Source organism: Hymenobacter negativus, from assembly GCF_017571495.1.
Taxonomy (GTDB): Bacteria; Bacteroidota; Bacteroidia; order Cytophagales; family Hymenobacteraceae; genus Hymenobacter; species Hymenobacter negativus.
The window spans coordinates 422910-441371 of the sequence record NZ_JAGETZ010000003.1 but is presented as its reverse complement, the minus strand read 5'-3'; the positions used below and the strand labels follow the sequence as shown (position 1 = coordinate 441371).

13 protein-coding genes are annotated in these 18462 nt (G+C 60.0%); 6 read left to right on the top strand and 7 right to left on the bottom strand.

The annotated features are described in order from the left end of the window. Positions 1-40 precede the first annotated feature (40 nt). A complete protein-coding gene (locus tag J4E00_RS08670; RefSeq protein ID WP_208174743.1) occupies positions 41-334 on the top strand; it encodes a hypothetical protein in 294 nt (97 codons plus the stop codon). A 48-nt stretch (positions 335-382) separates the two neighbouring features. Here the strand turns inward: J4E00_RS08670 and J4E00_RS08665 are convergent, their stop codons facing one another. The 3 genes from J4E00_RS08665 to ffh all read right to left on the bottom strand — a co-directional run bounded on the left by J4E00_RS08665 (position 383) and on the right by ffh (position 3689). After that, positions 383-1216: a molybdopterin-dependent oxidoreductase gene (locus tag J4E00_RS08665; RefSeq protein WP_208174742.1), complete on the bottom strand. Its 834-nt coding sequence runs from the start codon at positions 1214-1216 to the stop codon at positions 383-385. Between the two features lie 14 nt (positions 1217-1230). After that, a complete protein-coding gene (locus J4E00_RS08660; RefSeq protein WP_208174741.1) occupies positions 1231-1956 on the bottom strand; it encodes a cytochrome b/b6 domain-containing protein in 726 nt (241 codons plus the stop codon). A gap of 368 nt (positions 1957-2324) precedes the next feature. After that, entirely contained in the window at positions 2325-3689 is a 1365-nt protein-coding gene (gene ffh, locus J4E00_RS08655; protein ID WP_208174740.1) for a signal recognition particle protein, read from the bottom strand. 150 nt (positions 3690-3839) lie between these two features. Between ffh and J4E00_RS08650 the strand changes: the two genes are divergently transcribed. From J4E00_RS08650 to J4E00_RS08640, 3 genes are read left to right on the top strand one after another with little or no spacing between them, the layout of a single operon-like run. Beyond that, a complete protein-coding gene (locus tag J4E00_RS08650; protein ID WP_317196603.1) occupies positions 3840-5162 on the top strand; it encodes a glycosyltransferase family 4 protein in 1323 nt (440 codons plus the stop codon). A gap of 57 nt (positions 5163-5219) precedes the next feature. Then, entirely contained in the window at positions 5220-5567 is a 348-nt protein-coding gene (locus tag J4E00_RS08645) for an Ig-like domain-containing protein (RefSeq protein WP_208174739.1), read from the top strand. A 9-nt stretch (positions 5568-5576) separates the two neighbouring features. Then, positions 5577-8624: a T9SS type A sorting domain-containing protein gene (locus tag J4E00_RS08640; RefSeq protein ID WP_208174738.1), complete on the top strand. Its 3048-nt coding sequence runs from the start codon at positions 5577-5579 to the stop codon at positions 8622-8624. Positions 8625-8690: 66 nt separating this feature from the next. Here J4E00_RS08640 and J4E00_RS08635 read toward each other — a convergent pair whose 3' ends face one another. Further along, positions 8691-9629, bottom strand: coding sequence for a hypothetical protein (locus tag J4E00_RS08635; RefSeq protein WP_208174737.1), 939 nt, complete (start codon positions 9627-9629; stop codon positions 8691-8693). After that, entirely contained in the window at positions 9626-11095 is a 1470-nt protein-coding gene (locus tag J4E00_RS08630) for an MBOAT family O-acyltransferase (protein WP_208174736.1), read from the bottom strand. The genes J4E00_RS08635 and J4E00_RS08630 overlap by 4 nt, the downstream gene beginning before the upstream one ends. Before the next feature lie 254 nt (positions 11096-11349). Here J4E00_RS08630 and pseB point away from each other — a divergent pair, with 254 nt between their 5' ends. Next, positions 11350-12369 carry a UDP-N-acetylglucosamine 4,6-dehydratase (inverting) gene (pseB, locus tag J4E00_RS08625; protein WP_208174735.1) on the top strand — a complete coding sequence of 340 codons (1020 nt, stop codon included), beginning with the start codon at positions 11350-11352 and terminating at the stop codon, positions 12367-12369. 94 nt (positions 12370-12463) lie between these two features. Here the strand turns inward: pseB and J4E00_RS08620 are convergent, their stop codons facing one another. Both J4E00_RS08620 and J4E00_RS08615 read right to left on the bottom strand, forming a co-directional pair. Further along, complete coding sequence (locus J4E00_RS08620; protein ID WP_208174734.1) at positions 12464-14713, bottom strand: gliding motility-associated C-terminal domain-containing protein; 2250 nt, start codon at positions 14711-14713, stop codon at positions 12464-12466. A gap of 474 nt (positions 14714-15187) precedes the next feature. Beyond that, a complete protein-coding gene (locus J4E00_RS08615; RefSeq protein ID WP_208174733.1) occupies positions 15188-17158 on the bottom strand; it encodes a gliding motility-associated C-terminal domain-containing protein in 1971 nt (656 codons plus the stop codon). 81 nt (positions 17159-17239) lie between these two features. On the opposite strand from J4E00_RS08615, the gene pseC reads away from it, so the two are divergent. After that, positions 17240-18418: a UDP-4-amino-4,6-dideoxy-N-acetyl-beta-L-altrosamine transaminase gene (pseC, locus tag J4E00_RS08610; protein WP_208174732.1), complete on the top strand. Its 1179-nt coding sequence runs from the start codon at positions 17240-17242 to the stop codon at positions 18416-18418. The last annotated feature ends 44 nt before the right edge of the window (positions 18419-18462 follow it).

Sequence of the window (18462 nt, the reverse complement as noted above, 5' to 3'; positions counted from 1 at the left end):
GCCATTATTTCCTCCTTTAAATTCCGCTTGTTCCGTTACTATGGCTTCTAACCTCGACTACCTGGACCCCGCACTGATTCCGCTGGAAGAAAAAGTAAATACCTATCTGGAAGCAGAAAAAAGCCTGCGCCGAGCCGAAATTGACGCCCCCCAAACCACCGACACCTCCCGTAGCAAGCTGTCCCAACTGGAACAGGAAATCATTGCCATGCTGCCCACCCGCGACGAGTGGGTGAAAGTTAACCTGGGCTACGGCCCAAGCCGCGTGGGCGCCTGGCATGTTCCCGCCGCCAACGGTGCCCCCGAACGCTACGAGCTGCGGGTCATACATTAAAATGTAGGTGAATGAGCAAAACGCCTACTGGATGCGTTGCTCACTCACCTAATGCCCCGCGTCCCAGTCGTAGCCCAGTTCGGCCCAGAAGTCTTTGGGGCGCGTATCGGCAAAGGTGATGGTGCCGATGCGCTTGAGATGCTTGATGCCGTATTTGAGCGGGGTGACGAGCCGGAGCGGTGCGCCGTGGTCGGCGGTCAGTGGTTCGCCGTTCATTTCGTAGCACAGCAGGGTTTGCGGATGGAGCGCGCTGGCTATGTCGAGGCCCACATAATATTGCTCATCGGGCGTTAGCATGGCCACGTAGGGTGCCAGGTCGGCGGGTGGGTTGAGGGGGTCGGCGGGACGGCCGCTGCGCGTGGCCAGCGGGTAGCGCTCCAGGAAATCAGACAGCCGCGCCCCAGCCCAATGCACCACAATGCTCCAGCCTTCAATGCACTTTAGTTCGGTGACCATCTCCACTTTGGGCAGCGCTTGGATGTCGGCCAAGGTGAACTCCTGGGTTTTATCGGTGCCATAGCCTTGCACCCGCATACGCCACGCAACTGGGTCTATCTCACTTTTGAGGCCGTAGGCCCCGTTCTTGCGCGGGGTCCGGGCCCGGCTGCGGGCAAACTCCGGCGCGAGACGCGTTTCCTTAAAGTAGGCACTGGCCAGCCGGCTGTTCGCGTCAAGTACCTTGCGTAGCGGATGCGGAATCCCGGCATCATCGGGCTGCGAAATGAGCCAGCGCCAGCCGCCAAGGCCCGCCAGCCCAGCCAACCCCAATGTGATAAACGAGCGGCGCGAGCGGCGGCGGGCTTCCGCCAGCATGGCTTTTTCTGCCTCTGGATTAGCCGGAGCGTTTTCGCCCGGAACCGGCGCGGTGGAATTATCAGTCATACCGAATCGATAAGTTAATTAGACGTGAGGGAAGAATCTGCCGCGGGCAATGACGTTGGGCCAGCCGTGATTTTGTGCGTGACGGGGTCGACTTCCTCTATCTCGAAGCCCGCCACCATGGCCCGTAAATTATTCCAGCCCGCCCGTGCCACCTGCGCAATGTGCACGATGAAAAACAGCACGTAGCCAATAGTAAGGGCGAAGTGGATGATGCGGGCAAACTCGTAGCCGCCCAGCGCCTGCGTGAGCCAGCCAAACTGCACCGGCTTGTAAATGGCCAGCCCCGTCAGCACCGACCCCAGGCCCATGACGATGACGCTGGTGTAGGCAATCTGCTGGGCCCCGTTGAACTTGCGCACCGGCAGCGGCTTCTTGTACAGGCCCAGGTCGTGGAGCGTCACCAGCACGGCTTCCCGAAACGAGTGGCGCGTGGGCAGTAGGTAGCGCCATTCGCCCGAAAACAACGTGTAGAGCACGTACAGAAGGCCATTGAGGAAGAATACCCACATCAGCACGAAGTGCCAGCTCATGCCCTGCGCCAGCTTGTGGTCGAGGTGGAAGGCATCGTAGAACGACTGCGGGAAGAACTTAAACAGCGTGGTTTTGCCCCAGCCAAGGCGGTACACGTCGTTGGCCCAGTAAATCCACATCCCGCTCCAAATCATCAGGGCAAGAACCGGGAAGTTGACCCAGTGAAACCAGCGAATAGCCAGCGGGTGCTTTTCAACAAGCTGCTTCATAAAACCACAAAATGTAAGGGAAACCTCTGCAAGGTACTTCGGACCGCAGCCCGCACCTTTCCCAGCCTGACGCCCGCATTCCGAATTCCTTACAGGCGCCGCTTGCAAAGGCATAAAAAAAAGGGGCGCCCCAAGGGGACGCCTCTTTCCATACCAAAACACCTTAAAAAACTATTCTTTCACGATGAGGCTAACAACAATTGAACCAAAAGATTCCCAGCACAATAAATATTCTCAACATTCCTCCGTAAAGCTTACTGATTCAGGCAAAAAATCAATTTCATTTTCATCATCCATAATTTACCGAAACGAAAGAAGCGCCCACACATGAAGTGCGGACGCTTCTTTCGTTTCAGTGCCGACGCGACTTAGCGCATCATGCCACCGGGGCCGCCTTTCATGCCGCCCATCATTTTCTGCATTTGAGCCATACCGCCTTTGGTCTGGCTGAGCTTGTTCATGGTGCGCATCATTTTGCGCATGTCTTCAAACTGCTTCATCAGCGCATTCACCTGCTGGATGTCCGTGCCCGAACCTTTGGCCAGGCGCTTCTTGCGCGAACCGTTAATGATGTCCGGGTTGGCCCGCTCCTGCTTGGTCATGCTCTTGATGATGGCTTCAACCGGCTTGAAGGCGTCGTCGTCGATTTCAACGTCCTTCATGGCCTTGCTCATCCCCGGAATCATGCCCATCAGGTCCTTGATGTTGCCCATCTTCTTGATTTGCTCCAGCTGCGAGAGGAAGTCGTCGAAGTTAAACTGATTCTTCCGAATCTTGGCATTGATACGCTTGGCTTCGTCCTCATCAAACTGCTGCTGCGCACGTTCTACCAGCGAAATCACGTCGCCCATGCCCAGGATGCGCTGGGCCATGCGGTCGGGATAAAACAGGTCGAGCGCGTCCATCTTCTCGCCGGTCGAGATGAACTTGATGGGCTTTTCCACCACCGAGCGGATGCTGAGGGCTGCGCCACCGCGCGAGTCGCCGTCGAGCTTGGTGAGCACCACGCCGTCGAAATTCAGGCGGTCGTTAAAGGTTTTGGCGGTGTTCACAGCATCCTGGCCGGTCATGGAGTCCACCACGAACAGCGTTTCGCTGGGATTGATGGCCGACTTCACGGCCTCAATCTCGCGCATCATCTGCTCATCCACAGCCAGACGGCCGGCAGTGTCGATGATGACCACCTTCTTGCCGTTTTTCTTGGCGTAGTCGATGGCGTTGCGCGAGATTTCAACCGGGTTCTTGTTCTCGGTTTCCGAGTACACTTCCACGCCGATTTGCTCGCCGAGCACCTTCAGCTGGTCGATAGCGGCCGGGCGGTACACGTCGCAAGCCACCAACAGCACATTGCGCCCCTGCTTCTTGATAAAGCTGGCCAGCTTGCCGGCAAACGTGGTTTTGCCCGAGCCTTGCAGGCCCGAAAGCAGCACCACGGCCGGGTCGCCTTTGATGACAATGTCCTTCTTTTCGCCGCCCATGAGCTCGGTGAGCTCATCGTAGACGATTTTGACCATGAGCTGGCCCGGCGACACGGCCGTGAGCACGTCGCGGCCCATGGCGGCGTCCTTAATCTTATCGGTTACATCTTTGGCAACCTTGTAGTTAACGTCAGCATCGACCAGCGCGCGGCGGATTTCCTTGATGGTAGACGCAACGTTGATTTCCGAGATGCTGCCCTGGCCCTTCAGGGTTTTGAGGGCCCGGTCGAGCTTGGTGGAGAGATTATCGAACATGAATCGCTGATTTAGCGCTGATTGAACGGATGAAGCTGATTTGCTGCGGGGCAAGCCCCGGGAATCAGGCTGAAACTGAACCCCAAAAGTAACCACAAAAGGCCAAAAACCGGCAAAGGGCGTACCTTCGCGGCCCGCTTTCTGTTGCCCGTGCCCGTGCCCCTCTCCCGCCCACTGCGTCTGCTTGTTATCACCTACTATTGGCCACCTTCGGGCGGAGCCGGCGTGCAGCGCTGCCTGAAATTTGTGAAGCACCTTGGGCATTTCAACGTGGAGCCCACGGTGATAACCGTGGACGCCGACCAAGGCACTTACCCGGTGCGCGATGAGAGCCTGCAGGCGGAAGTTCCGGCAGGTGTACGGGTCATTCGCACGAAGACTTCGGAGCCATTTGAGAGCTACAAGAAGCTAACGGGCCGCGCTGTGCCCTACGGCGGCTTCGCCAACGAAGGCAAACCCGGCCTGATGCAGAAGGCCTTGCGCTTCGTGCGCGGCAATTTGTTCATCCCGGACCCGCGCCGGGGCTGGAACCGCCACGCCCTGGCCGCCGTGGAAAAGCTGCTGGCCGCCGGCGAGCAGTTCGACGCCGTGCTCACCTCCTCGCCGCCGCATTCCACCCAGCTCATCGGCCTGGAGCTGAAGAAACGCCACGGCCTGCGCTGGCTGGCCGACATGCGCGACCCCTGGACGGACATCTATTACTACAAAGACCTGCACCACACGCCTTTGGCCTCCTGGCTCGATGCGCGCTACGAGTGCCAAGTGCTCACCCAGGCCGACGCTGTACTGGTGACTTCGCCCGAAACCAAGCGCCTGTTTCTGGCCAAGCTGCCGGAGCTGCCATCCGCCAAATTTCATGTGCTGCCGAATGGGTATGATGAGTCTGATTTCAAAGGCGCTTCCTGTCCTCCTGCCGACTGCCTGCGCATCACGCACACCGGCACCATCACGGAGCTGTATCACATTGACAACCTGCTGAAAGCGGTGACCACCTGTGCCGCCGCTCACCCCGAGGTGCCCTTCCGGCTGCGGTTTGTGGGCCAGGTTTCGGCGCAGCTGCGTGGACAGATTGAACAGGCGGGCCTGCTGCCCATCACCGAATTCATTGCCTTCGTGCCGCACGACAAGTCGGTGGAATACCTGCTGGAATCGTCGGTGCTGCTGATGGCTATTCCGGATGTGCCGCGCAACTTCGGCATTCTGCCGGGCAAGGTATTCGAGTACCTGGCGGCCAATAAGCCCATTCTCTGCGTGGGCCCGGCCGGCTCCGATGCCGACAACCTGCTCCAGGAGTGCGGCGCGGGCCAGGCCCTGCCCTACGCCGACACGGCCCTGATGCAGCAAACGCTGGACGCCCTGGCAATACAATGGCGTAGCAATCCTAACCTGGATTTGCCAGCGGTGAGCCACTCGCGCTACTCGCGGCGCGGATTGGCGGGCGAGCTGGCAAGCATTGCAGCTGCGCTGCAGTAATTATATATTAAGGCCGCCTGCTACCTTACATTATTTTAATTCTTCCCTTTCTTTTTCATGAGAATAAACCTCTACCCTATTGGGTTTGGTCTTGCTGCGGCCCTGATTAGTTTGTTAGCCACTTCAGCCCAGGCCCAGCCCATTATCAGCGCCATAACGCCAGCGGCTAACCGGAGCAGCGTTGTTCGCACCAGCCCCGTTACAGTGCAGTTTAGTCAGAGCCTGACCGCAGGCTCCACGGCGGCTCTTAAGGTTTTCAGCAGTCAGCGCGGCGGCTTGCGGTCGGGCAACAGTGGCACCGTTACGTTAAATAACGATGCCCTAACGTTTTCTCCATCGCTTGATTTTCGGCCGGGCGAAACGGTAAGAGTGAGCGTGACTACGGCCGCTCAAAGCACCAATTGAGCACTGGCAATGCCGCAGCTGTTTCAGTTCACGGCCGCCGCTACGGGAGGCTACGGAACCTTCAGCGGTGGCTCGGACCCAAGCGTGGGCAGCAGTCCATACAACGTAGCGGTAGCTGATGTGGACAACGACGGCGACCTCGACCTGCTTTCACCAACTTTCAGCGGTGCTTCAGTCAGTGTGCGGTTGAACAACGGCAGCGGAACCTTTGGCGGGGGCTCAAACCCGAGCGTAGGCAGCCAGCCCCGCAGTGTAGCCACCGCTGATGTCGACAACGATGGTGACCTGGACTTGCTGACCGCTAATTACAATGCCAATTCTGTGAGCGTGCGCTTCAACAATGGCAGTGGCATTTTTACTGGCAGCGCCGACTACGTGGTGGGTAGCCAGCCACAAAGTGTCACCACGGCCGATGTTGATGGTGATGGTGACCTGGATTTTCTGGTTGCTAATGGTGCCAGCAACAACGTGATAGTACGCCTGAACAATGGGGCAGGCATCTTCAGCGCGGGCTCAACCATCAGCGTGGGCACGCTTCCCTTCAATATTCAAACCGGCGATGTTGACGGTGACGGCGACTTCGACCTACTAACGGCTAACTGGGGAGTAGGTAGCACCACGGTAAGCGTACGCCTGAACAACGGAAACGGCGTTTTCAGCGGAGGCTCAGACCCAGTGCTGGCCAATCAGCCACGCTGGGTGTCGCTGGGTGACCTCGATGGCGACGGCGACCTGGATATAATGAGCGCTAATTACGGCAGCAGCAACGCCAGCGTGCGCTTCAACAACGGCAGCGGCGTTTTTGCTGGCGGGGCCGAATACCCAACCGGCAATGGCCCCAGCAGTATTTCTGCCGCCGACCTGGACGGCGATGGCGACTTGGACATGTCGGTGGTGAACTTTAACTCCAATAACCTCACCGTTCGCCTGAACGATGGTACCGGCGTATTTGGCACCAGCAGTACGGTACTGACCGGCACCAACCCAAATGGAATTGCCACCGCCGATGTAGACAACGACGGCGACCTGGATTTTCTGGCCGCCAACTTTGCCAGCGCCTCAGTCAGCGTGCGTCTCAATCAGCTCGTGGCCTTGCCCGACCTCGTGGTGAGCACGCCACAAAACGTGAGCGGCACCTACGGCAACGTAACCGTAACGGGCCCGGCCACCGGCGGCGCGGGTATTGGCACACTCACCGGCACCCTGACGGTAATGGGAACTCTAACGATTCAGAATGGCGGCACACTGCTCACGGCTTGTCAGCCCTTGACGGGGACCGGCAACTTTGTGTTGGAAGCGGGCGGCACGCTCGGCATCTGCGACCCAGCTGGCATCGAGCTGACGGGCAATGTGGGTTCCGTACGGCTTACGGGCACCCGCAGCTTCAGCAACGACGCCAGCTACATCTACAACGGTACGGCTGCGCAAGTAACCGGTGCGGCCCTGCCGACGCAGGTGCGCAACCTCAGCACCACCAATGCCAACGCGGTGACCCTGAACGGCCCCGAAACCGTGATGCAGGTGCTCACGGTGGGCGCCGCCGGCAACCTGGTACTGAATGGCCAGACGCTGACTCTGCCTTCCAGCGCCACGGGTACGGCCCTGGTGGTAAACAGCAGCACGGGCACGGTGCAAGGCAATACGGCGCTGGTGCAGCGCTACATCGACCCTTCGATGAATGCCGGCCTGGGCTACCGGCACTACAGTTCGCCGGTGGCCACAACGGCGGTAACCGACCTGGCCACGAGCGGTTTCGCACCGGTGCTGAATGTGGCCTATAACAACAGTACCCGGCCCGATTTGGTCACGCCTTTCCCTACGGTGTATGGCTACGACCAGAGCCGCCTTGCCACGACGACCAACAATTACAGCGCTTTTGACAAAGGCTGGTTTTCTCCTATTAGCACGAACAGCGCACTAATTGTGGGGATTGGCTACACGGTGAATATCGCCGCCTCGGAAAAAGTTGATTTTGCCGGCACGCTGAACAACGGCACCCGTATCCTGTCGCTGGACCGCAACAGTGGCGCGACAGCTGCTGATGCCGGCTGGGCCCTGGTAGGCAACCCCTACCCGGCCCCGCTCGACTGGAACCAAGTGGCTGCCGCCGACCGCCCGAACCTGGACGGTGCCATGTACGTGTTTGAAAGCACCAGCCAATACAACGGTACCTACCGCGCCTACACCAACGGTGTGGGCGGCGGAAACCCGCTCATCGGCTCCAGCCAGGGCTTTTTTGTGCGGGTGAGTGCGGGCCAGACCAACGGTACTCTTGCCTTCCGCAATAGCCAGCGCGTGACTTCCTATGGCAGCCAGGTTTCATTCCGCCGTGGCACCGCCGATGCCCGCCCGCTGGTGCAGCTAACGCTGCAAGGCGCTTCCGGCCCCGCTGATGCCGTGTTTGTATATGCCGAAAGCGGCGCTACGGATGGACTCGACTCGCAGTTTGACGCTGTGAAACTGCCCAATTCTACCGGGCTGAATCTGGCAGCGGCATCCGCTACAGTTCCTGCACTGGCCATCGACGGCCGCGACCAGTTTACAACAGCCACCGCGATACCGCTGAGCATTGGGGTGCCGGCCGCTGGTACCTACACCCTCAAGGCCGAGCAATTGCTCCATCTGCCCACTAATCTGGTCGCTTACCTGTTCGATGCGCAAACCAACCAGCTCATCGACCTGAACCAGCGGCCCAGCTACACTTTCGCGGTGACGGCCCAGCAGGCGATGCAGGCCCAGGCTAGCCGCTTTCAATTGCGCTTCGGCCCGGCCGCCGGTCCCCTGGCCACCAACACTGCGAAAGCAGGTGTGGAAGTGGTACTGTATCCCAATCCGGCCCACTCCAGCTTCACCGTGGCAATACCTACTAATGCCGCAGGTATAGCCGGCCGAGCAACTTTATACAACACACTGGGCCAGGCAGTACGCGAAAACATCCAGTTGTCGGCCGCAGGGGCAGTCACCACTATCGATGTTACCCGTCTCGCGAAGGGCATCTACACGCTGCGAGTGCAGCTTGGAGCTACCTCAGTCGCAAAGCAGGTGGTAGTGCAATAACACGGCTAATCTGTAAAACAAAAAAGGCCTTCTGCACGTGCAGAAGGCCTTTTTTGCACCCGAATATTATCGTTTTTCCTGAAGCTCTTTCTTCAAATCTTTCGTTAGCTGTTGCGTAAAGTCGACGCTGGCCGCACGTTGCAGGTGGTTGCCATCGGTGGTGGCATAGGGCTGGGTGCTGTAGTCGAGAAATGGCACGGCAAAATCAGTCGCCAGCTGCCGCATCTGCTGGGCGAAACCGGGCTGATAGACGTTTTCCAGTTGAAGCAACGATGCGCCGACGGGCAGGCGCACCAGCACAACCCGGCCGTGCGGCTTCAGGAATTGAATGGTCTGGCGCAGGGCCAGTAAGCGGCCAGCCGAAAGGTGCTGGCTGGCAGCCAGGAGGCGGTAGTCCTGCAGCTTGCGGGCAGTGCGGGCGCGCACCTGGGCGCTGTCGGTCCCGATGTTGACTTCCAGCCAGCCGTCGGGATGCAGGCGTTCGGTAGCGGTGGCATAGTCGAGCAGCAGGCGGTAGAGGGGCTTGGTTTGGTAACGGGTGAGGTAGGGCAAATTGGGGTTCTGGCTGACCTGCTTGAGCTGGCCGATGAAGGACTGGTCCTCCGGGAAGCGGCCCTCCGGCCCGGTGAGCGAGAGCGACCACGGGTCCACGGCGAGGAGGAACAGGCCGTTGCGCACCTCCGGCCGCAGCTTGCGCTGGATGCTGGCCAGGTACGCCGGCCCGTAGGGCGAATGCGTGAGCGTGAAGGCGTAATTCAGCAGTGGCTTGTCAAACGCGCTATCCAACCCGGCGGCCAGCACCGCTGGCTGAATGCCCTGCGCAGCCCGCGAAGTCCCTAAAATCAGCGAGCCGGCCGGCGGGCTGGTGAACCGGCCGTAAAACGCATCGACCCGCCCCTTTAGCACCACCGGTCCCAGCAACACCGCGCCCAGCAGCAGCGCGCCGCCCAGCAGCGCCAGCCGCAACACCAGCCGGGACACAGCAGCGAGAACGGGGCTTTTCAAAATTGGAAATAGATAAAGGAGGTACTGTTGAAAATACCCAGGTAAAGAATCAGCAGCGTCAGGCTCAGGTAGCCTACCCAACGCAACACAAACGGCTGGGCCATCACCCAAGCCTGCGGGCTGCGCCGGCTACCGAAATACTCCACCAGCAGCATCAGCCCCACGCCGAAGGCTGCCACGGCCAGCTCGGGCCGGTAATGCTGTGAGAAATCGAGCAATAGCGTACCCACGGCCCGACCGCTCAGCTGCCAGCCGCTGAACAGGTGGCGGCTGATGAAGAGTGCGTCGCTCAGGCTGTTGGCCCGGAAAAATATCCAGGCATAAGCCACCAGCACAAAGGTGATGCCCACGCCCAGCCCGCGCCGCAGCCCCGGGTGCGCGGCCAGGCCGGTGCGCTGGGCCAGCCACTCCCGCGCCGGCCGCGCCCAGGTGCTGAGCACGAGGTAGAGGCCGTGCAGGCCACCCCACACCAGGAAGGTCCAGTTGGCGCCGTGCCAGAGGCCGCTGATGAGGAACACAGCCAGCAGGTTGCCATAGGCCCGCAACGGTGCTACCCGACTGCCACCCAGTGGAATGTAGAGGTAATCCCGAAACCAGCTCGACAGCGAAATGTGCCAGCGCCGCCAGAACTCCGGCACCGAAGCCGATTGGTAAGGCTGGCGGAAATTGAGGTTGAAATCGAACCCCAGCACGCGGGCCGCGCCCCGGGCCAGGTCGGTGTAGCCCGAGAAGTCGCCGTAAATCTGGAAGGTGAAGGCCAGCGTGGCCAGCACCAGCAACGGGCCTTCGGGGTGCTGGCGCGGGTTGTTGAACACCGGATTGACGAGCAGAGCCAGGCGGTCGGCCACCACCACTTTCTTGAACAGGCCCCAGGCCATGAGCCGTAACCCGCTCACGATGCGTGCATAGTCAAACTTGTGGCGCCGCCGAAACTGCGGCAGCATGTGCCCACCCCGTTCAATGGGCCCGGCTACCAGCTGCGGAAAAAAGGCTACGAATAGCGCAAACCGCCCAAAATTCCGCTCCGCTTCCAGACGGCCCTGGTAAACATCCACGATGTAACCCACCGACTGAAACGTGTAGAACGATACGCCTACCGGCAGCAGTAGCCCGAATGCTGGCACGGCCGCGTGTGGCAGGTGCAGTGCCTCCGCCAGCTGCAGGGCCGCGTCCCGAAAGAAGTTGAAGTACTTGAAAATGAACAGCGTGCCCAGGTTGCTGGCCAGGCTGAGGTAGAGCCAGGGCCGCCGCGCCCGCTTGGTGGGCAGCTGGCTCATGCGGTAGCCGCTGTAGTAGTCGAGCAGCGTGGTGGCCAGCAGCAGAATAGCGTAGGCGGCCCGCCAGCTCATGTAGAAATAGTAGCTGGCCAGCAGCAGCAGCAGGTTGCGCCAGCGCGGCGGCAGCCCGTAGTAAAGCCCGATGACTATCGGAAAAAAGACGAGGAAATGAAGAGAATTGAATAGCATTCGCGCCGCGGCAGTGCCTCCGCAGGCCAAAGGTCGGGAGCAGCGGGCGTTTGTGTGGTGTTTGGAGCGTTTGTCATCCTGCGCGTTCTGCGCATCAGGCAGGCACGAAGGGCCTTCTCCCGTTTGTACCGAGTGACTTACGGCAAGCCATTCAGCGGTAACAAGGTCCTTCGCTGTGCTCAGGATGACCGATGGGACGCTGCATGCCCCAATTGAACTACTTTTGCAGTCCTGATTTCGGCTTATCAATTTTCATGGCTCTCGACCTCAACCACAAGTCCATCCTTGTTACGGGTGGCACCGGCTCCTTCGGCAAGCAATTCGTGCGCACCGTTTTCAAACAGTTTCCGCACGTAAAGCGCCTCGTCGTGTTCTCGCGCGATGAGCTGAAGCAGTATGAGATGAGCCAGGAATTCAGCCCGACCAAGTACCCGGCCATCCGCTATTTCATTGGCGATGTGCGCGATGAGCAGCGCCTGCACCGTGCCTGCGAGGGCATCGACATTGTGATTCACGCCGCCGCCCTCAAGCAGGTGCCCGCCGCCGAGTACAACCCGATGGAGTGCATCAAGACCAATATTTTCGGCGCCGAAAACGTCATCAACGCCGCCCTCGACTGCGGCGTAAAGGACGTGGTAGCCCTGAGCACCGACAAGGCTGCCGCGCCCATCAATCTTTACGGTGCTACCAAGCTGTGCTCCGACAAGCTGTTTGTGGCGGCCAATAACATGAAGGGCTCGCGTGATTTGCGGTTTTCGGTGGTGCGCTACGGCAACGTAATTGGCTCGCGTGGTTCGGTGGTGCCGTTCTTTTTGCAGCAGCGCCACACCGGCGTGCTCCCCATCACGCACCCCGACATGACACGCTTCAACATCTCGCTCGAAGAAGGTGTGGACCTCGTGCTCTACGCGCTGGAGCACGCCTGGGGCGGCGAGATTTTCGTACCTAAAATTCCGAGCTACAAAATCACTGAAGTGGCCCGCGCCATCGGCCCAAACTGCGAGCAGAAAATCGTGGGCATCCGCCCCGGTGAGAAGCTGCACGAAGCCATGATTACCGAAACCGACGCCCTGAGCACCGTGGAGTTGGACCGCTACTACGTCATCTTGCCTTCAATGCCGACCTGGAGCGTGGAAAAGTTCATCGAGGAATTCAACGGCAAGCGCGTACCCCTGGGCTTTCAGTACGATTCAGCCAACAACCAGGAATGGCTGGATGCCGAGCAGATTCGGCAGGAAATCCGGCTGCATGTCGATGCTGATTTTGAGGTGTAGGCGCTAGTTCAGCAGCAACAACCAAAAGGGCCCTTATACTTCGCTACGCGTTGCATAAGGGCCCTTTCCTCATTTAGAGCTATCTACTACTGGCCTAGCGAATTACTTCCACCTGGCCTTTGTATTGCTGCCCGGTAGCGTCGTTATGCAGGAGATAGAAATACACACCATTGGGTTGACCGGAAGCATTCCAGGTATTGTCGTAATCCTTTTTTTGGTAGACTTGCCGGCCCCAGCGGTTGTATACTTCGAGCTGCCAATTGTTGGTACTTAAGTTTTTGATAACGAAGTACTCGTTCTGGTCGTCGCCGTTGGGCGTAATGACACTGGGCACGATAACATTCGGATATACCTGGGGGCAATTACCATTGATGATAGTCACCGAGGCACTTTCGGTGCAGCCGGCGGGGGTAGTCGTTGCCAGCTCATAACGGCCAGCGCGCTGCACCAGCAGGCTGGCAGCCGTGGAGCCATCCTGCCAGCGGTAGGTGGTGCCCGGAAGTTGCGCACCACGAGGACGCAACTCATAAGCATTTGTCAGGCAGATGGTTGTGTCATTACCCAGGGATGCGGGAGAAGTTGGCAGCCATTCAACTCTGGTACTGGCGGTGCTGCTGCAGCCAGCGGCATTGGTGACGTGCACGGTGTACAACCCGGGCTGGCGGACTACCAGGGTGGGTTGCGTTGAGCCATCTTGCCAGCTAACGGTTACCCCAGCAGGCTGGGCCCCGGGGTCGAGCGTTACGGCTTGGCCCCGGCATACTGCCCGCACGGCTGGCCCAAGCACAACCACCGGGCTGGTCAGCACCTGCACGGTTTGGGTGGCGGTGTACTGCAAGCCACTGAGGGCCGTGACGCGCACCGTGACGGTGTACGTGCCGCCTTGCTGGTAAATATGACCGGGAGCCTGGCCCGCGCCGCTGTTGAGAGCCCCAGAAGCCGGGTCGCCGAAATCCCAGGCATACGAGGTAGCCGTTACGAATGGGCTCAGGGACGACAAAAACAGGATGGGAGTACCTGCGCAGCCACTACCAGCGGCAATGCTGCCGGCGCTGCCCACTACCACAGGCGGCAGGTTCAGGTCGTTGGTGGAAAGGGGCAGGGTGCCGGTGCCGGCCGAGCGGCTTTGCAGACCAAGGGCGCCTGTTTGCAACCCGCAAGCTTGGCCTAGGGCATTGGGAATGGTTATGCAGCTCACCGAATTGGTGCCGTAGGTGAGGTAAATGCGGCCGTCGGGTCCCAGCTTCATATCGGTGGGGTAGCTGATGGGGCCGGGCGTGGCGCCCACCGGTCGAATGGGCGTGCGGCTGGCATCAATGGCCTGCGGTGTACCTGCCAACAGGTTGTATTGCAGCGGGTATGCACCGGCCGAATCGGCGTAGAGCCGCGAGCCATCGGGCGAAAACTCCAGCCCGGTCAGCCGAGTCAGCGTCGTGGTGGTACTGCCGTTGCTGCTCGGCGGGTAGCGATTGCCGCGGAACCGGGTGGGCAGCGGCTGCACGTTGCCTACCTGCCCGGTCGCCGCATCAAAGTTGGCCAGTTCCAGGCGGCCTTCGGGGCGCATGCTTCTCCCATCGGTGGCGTTTAGAAACAGCGCCAGCATCCGGCCATCGGGTGAGGCTTTGAGGATGCCATCGATGCTTGACAAGCGTGCGAAAGAACTTACTACCGGCACCGGCGCTACACCGCTAGTATTCAGCAGCCAACTGAGGTAATGGCCTTCCCTCGTGATGCCTACCAGCCACAGGTCGCGGCCATTGGCATGGCGCACGGCAGCCCAGTTGCACCCCAGGCCGCTGGGCACCGACACGCGCTGCACCAAGCCCAAGGGTATTTGCAGGCTGTCGTGCGCCACAATGCTACCCAATCCGGTGCGCGTGTTCATGTCCACCACCACATAGGGCAGGAAAACCGGCGTGTTGCCGCTCACTGGAAATTCGTTGGCGTAGAACTCGCGCTGACTGGCAAACACATAGTAGCGCGACGGGCTGCCCGGTGCGGGCACCGCCATCACCTGCCGGCTGTTGTAGAGGTAGCGGTGCAGCGTCTGCGACACGTTGCTGCCCGGCATGGGCCGGCCGGTGTGGTCCCACACCCGGTAGCCATCGGAGGCAAACTGAAATCGCCCGGACCCATCGGACATGGAGGCCACGCCCTGCGGAAATTTTAAGTGACCATCAAACAGTACCGAAGCCTGCGGACTTGGTGCCACAAACGAGATGGCTGCGCTGTCGCCAAAATACCAGTTAAAATATTCACGCTGTGCCTGAACGGGGACCACCGCCACCAGCCACAGCCAGCCGAAAAATACGAGCTGCCACGGCTTGCTCAAAAGTCTTGTCATCGTTCCAAAAGTAACTGCTGGTCCTCAGCTACGACCGTGCCTTCTAGCTATGGGTTGCATGGCTTTGAGCCACTCAGCCATTCTCCTGCAGTTGCCACAATCACAACCCCTGCTCACCTTTTTGGTCTCAGCCAATTGCTTGCGCTGCTAGGGTGGCGAGTTTCTACTTACAAACACCAACCCGGCCATGGTTTGGCTGACTTGGCGAACGTGCGCGCCTTGCTGGAAGCACATCCCATCAATGTCATGGACCTGATGTTGGCTGGTTTCCGGTTTACGCACGTCTGGTGCTGTATGCACTGTGGCATGGTTGGGGCGGCGAGATTTTCAGCTCGAGAACTACGAGCCACAAAATCACCAATTTGGCTTACGGCAGCGGCCCGAAGCGCGCAGCAAATCGTGGGCATCCACCTTTGTGAGAAGCAGCACGACGCCATGATTACCGAAGCCTATTCCGACTTTGAGGCACAAGCCTTAGCGCCGCACTTCTACCCAGCCCTTGAGTTTTTGGCTAGTAGTGGCATTCGTGAGCAGGTAGTAATACACCCCATCGGGCTGGCCCTGAGCAGCCCAGGAGTTGTCGTAGCTGGCCTGCTTATAGATTTCGCTTCCCCAACGATTATACAGGCGCAGGCTCCAGTCGGCCGGAACCAGGCCTCTGAGGACGAAAGCCTGGTTCTGGTCGTCGCCATTGGGCGTAATAATGTTGGGGATGGTGACTGTGGGGGCAGCACAGGGCCGCTCACGCACTTGCACGGTAGCCCGCACGGTGCAGCCGGCCGGGTTTTGCACGTCGACCCAGTAGGTGCCAGGGGTGGTAGCCACCAAAGTGGCCCCACGGCTGCCGTCCTGCCAGCTAAACACGCTCCCTGCTGGCTGCGGTCCCACCGACAGGCGCAGGCTGAGCGGGGTGCAGCCGACCGTATCCGGTGCCAGCGTCAGCCGCACTTGTGGCGTAGCGCTGATGCGCACCGAGGCTGTAGCCGAGGCCACTACCACGCCCTGTCGGCGGCGGTCGAGCCGCAGCGTATAGGTGCCGGGGGCGGGGTAGCTAATGCTTAGGCTATCAGTAGCGACCAGGGTAGTAATCGCGCGGCGGCCATCACCCAACAGCCAGCGCAGGGAATCGGTAGCAGTGCCGCCCGCCCCGGCTCCGGCCCGTAGCGTGAGCCGCTGGCCAGCACAGCCGAAGGCTCCCTCGGGCGCCAGCAGGGCACCCAGGTTCACGTCGTTGGGCTGCACTGGCAGCGACTGCAGCGAGGTTCTCCCTCCCAATGACTGGTAGCCGGGCGAGTAGCGGCAAGCCCGCCCGCGGGCATTGGGCGAGAGGATGGCATCGAGGGAAGCAGACTCAGTCACAGAAAAATAAATAATTCCATCGGGGCCTCTTTGGCCATACCAGGGCAAGCCATTATTACCACTGCTAGCTACACTGTAGATTTCAATGCCAGTGGTGGCCGTGGCAGCCGAGTTGCCCGCGCTCAGGTCGTACTGTATCACCTGCACCGCTGAGCCATAGTTACCACTGGGTTGGTAGATGCGGTTCACATACAAACGCGTGCCGTCGCTGGAAAAAATGCCGCTGAGGGCATATGGGTTAATACTAGACGGAATGGTTGGCGTTGGGTAAACGAGTTGCAGGGGCGTGCTGACCTGTCCCGTAGCCGGGTCGAAGCTCATTAGAAAGCTCGTTGCAACATCGTTATAGAGCAGCGTGCGGCCATCGGGCGAAGCTACCAACGCGCCGGGAAATGTTGTGGAGGACGAAATCCGGGTGGGTAGCACGCGGCTCACCACCGTGCGCCGGCACGGCCATTGGCCGGAGCCATCGAGCAGCGTAGCCAGAAAAATGCCCTGCTGGTGCAGCCGCGTAAGCAGCCAGCACTCGCGGCCATTGGCATGGCGTACCAGCGCCTGATACGGCGCAAACTGACGCTCGCCCAAGCGCTGCAGAATGGTATCGGCCACCACAGGTAGGCCCGTTTGCGTTACCTGCCCCAGTCCTCCCGCACCATTCAACTGGATTTCGGCCGCAATGGGCGTACCCGTTACAAAAGCGCTCAATGCCGACGTGTAGCGCTGCGTAAATAAATATGCAGTGGGAGTAGCCGTGCCCTGAACCCGCACTACGGCACAACCTTGGGCAACCAGGGTATTGCCGCCCAAGCTCTGCCCGCCCGGCATTAGCTGGTGCTGGCGGTTCCACACCTGCTCGCCGTTGCTGTACAGCAATAAGTTGCCTGCCGCGTCGCTGAGCGTGGCGCAGCCGCTGGTAGCCGTCATGGCGCTACCTAATAGGGGGCGTGGGGCCCCACCGGCGGGCGCGAAATGCAGGTCGGCTCGCCGGCCGAAATACCAATTCGAGTATTCGCCCTGCGCGCTGGCCAAAAGGGGCAAGCACCCAATCAACAAGCCCCAAAGTAGGCGTAGGCAATAGTTTTTCATGATTTTTACGGTAGATGGTGCGAAGTAACGCCTGCCCTTTTAAACTCGCTACTTTGACCCTGCCCACTATCTTTGGGTTGCATGAGCTTTGAACCAACCCGCCCAATTCCTTACGGCCGCCAAAACATCACCGAAACCGACGTGGCAGCCGTCACGGCCGCGCTACACGCCGATTACCTGACCCAGGGCCCGACGGTGGCGGAGTTTGAAAAGCAGTTCGCCGCCTATATCGGGTCCAAATACGCTGTGGCTGTGAGCAACGGCACGGCTGCTCTGCACCTCTGCGCCCTGGCCCTCAACGTGCAACCCGGCCAGCGTGTCATCACCACGCCGCTCACCTTTTCGGCCTCGGCCAACTGCGTGCGCTACTGCGGCGGCGAGGTTCACTTTGCCGACATCGACCCAGCCACGGGCTTGATTGATTTACAGAAAGTGCGGGCCTTGCTGGAAGCGCATCCGAAGGGCTATTTCACGGGCCTGATTCCAGTGGATTTCGCCGGGCTGGCCGTGAACCTGGAGCATGCCCGGCAGCTGGCCGACGAGTTTGACCTCTGGATAATTGAAGACGCCTGCCACGCCCCCGGCGGCTTTTTTACCGACTCGCAGGGCCAAGAGCAGCGCTGCGGCAATGGCAACTTTGCCGACCTCGCCATCTTCAGCTTCCACCCCGTGAAGCACATTGCCACCGGCGAAGGCGGCATGATTACCACCAACTCCGAACAGCTATTTCACCATCTGCTGCGCCTGCGCACCCACGGCATCACCCGCGACCCGGCCGACTTGCAGCGCGAGCCCGACGGCGGGTGGTACATGGAAATGCAAGAGTTGGGCTACAACTACCGACTGCCCGATTTTAACTGTGCCCTCGGCCTCAGCCAGCTCACCCGCGCCGACGAAGGCCTCGCCCGCCGCCGCCAGCTGGCCGCCCGCTACGATGCCGCCTTCGCTCAGGTGCCGGGCGTGACGGTGCTGGCCCCCGGCGCGCCCGGCCACGCCTACCACCTCTACGTCATTCAGGTAGCACAACGGCGCGAGCTGTACGACTTCCTAAAAACCAAGCAGATTTTTGCGCAGGTCCACTACATTCCGGTGCACCGCATGCCTTATTATGAAAGCCTGGGCTGGCGCGAGGGCGACTTCCCTTTGGCCGAAACCTACTACGCTCATTGCCTGAGCATCCCCATGTTCCCGACGCTGACCGACGAGGAACAGGACTACGTAGTGGCGTGCGTTAAAGAATTTTTGAGGGTTGAGTTTTAAGGGTTGAGGGTCGAATTGACTGTTTTTCCAGCTGAATAACGTGC

What these genes read in the sequence shown, in the direction of transcription:
- J4E00_RS08620 (WP_208174734.1), bottom strand. Translation starts at nt 14,713, where the DNA reads ATGACAAGACTTTTGAGCAAGCCGTGGCAGCTCGTATTTTTCGGCTGG.
- J4E00_RS08660 (WP_208174741.1), bottom strand. Translation starts at nt 1,956, where the DNA reads ATGAAGCAGCTTGTTGAAAAGCACCCGCTGGCTATTCGCTGGTTTCAC.
- J4E00_RS08645 (WP_208174739.1), top strand. Translation starts at nt 5,220, where the DNA reads ATGAGAATAAACCTCTACCCTATTGGGTTTGGTCTTGCTGCGGCCCTG.
- J4E00_RS08615 (WP_208174733.1), bottom strand. Translation starts at nt 17,158, where the DNA reads ATGAAAAACTATTGCCTACGCCTACTTTGGGGCTTGTTGATTGGGTGC.
- J4E00_RS08670 (WP_208174743.1), top strand. Translation starts at nt 41, where the DNA reads ATGGCTTCTAACCTCGACTACCTGGACCCCGCACTGATTCCGCTGGAA.
- J4E00_RS08665 (WP_208174742.1), bottom strand. Translation starts at nt 1,216, where the DNA reads ATGACTGATAATTCCACCGCGCCGGTTCCGGGCGAAAACGCTCCGGCT.
- pseC (WP_208174732.1), top strand. Translation starts at nt 17,240, where the DNA reads ATGAGCTTTGAACCAACCCGCCCAATTCCTTACGGCCGCCAAAACATC.
- pseB (WP_208174735.1), top strand. Translation starts at nt 11,350, where the DNA reads ATGGCTCTCGACCTCAACCACAAGTCCATCCTTGTTACGGGTGGCACC.
- J4E00_RS08640 (WP_208174738.1), top strand. Translation starts at nt 5,577, where the DNA reads ATGCCGCAGCTGTTTCAGTTCACGGCCGCCGCTACGGGAGGCTACGGA.
- ffh (WP_208174740.1), bottom strand. Translation starts at nt 3,689, where the DNA reads ATGTTCGATAATCTCTCCACCAAGCTCGACCGGGCCCTCAAAACCCTG.
- J4E00_RS08630 (WP_208174736.1), bottom strand. Translation starts at nt 11,095, where the DNA reads ATGCTATTCAATTCTCTTCATTTCCTCGTCTTTTTTCCGATAGTCATC.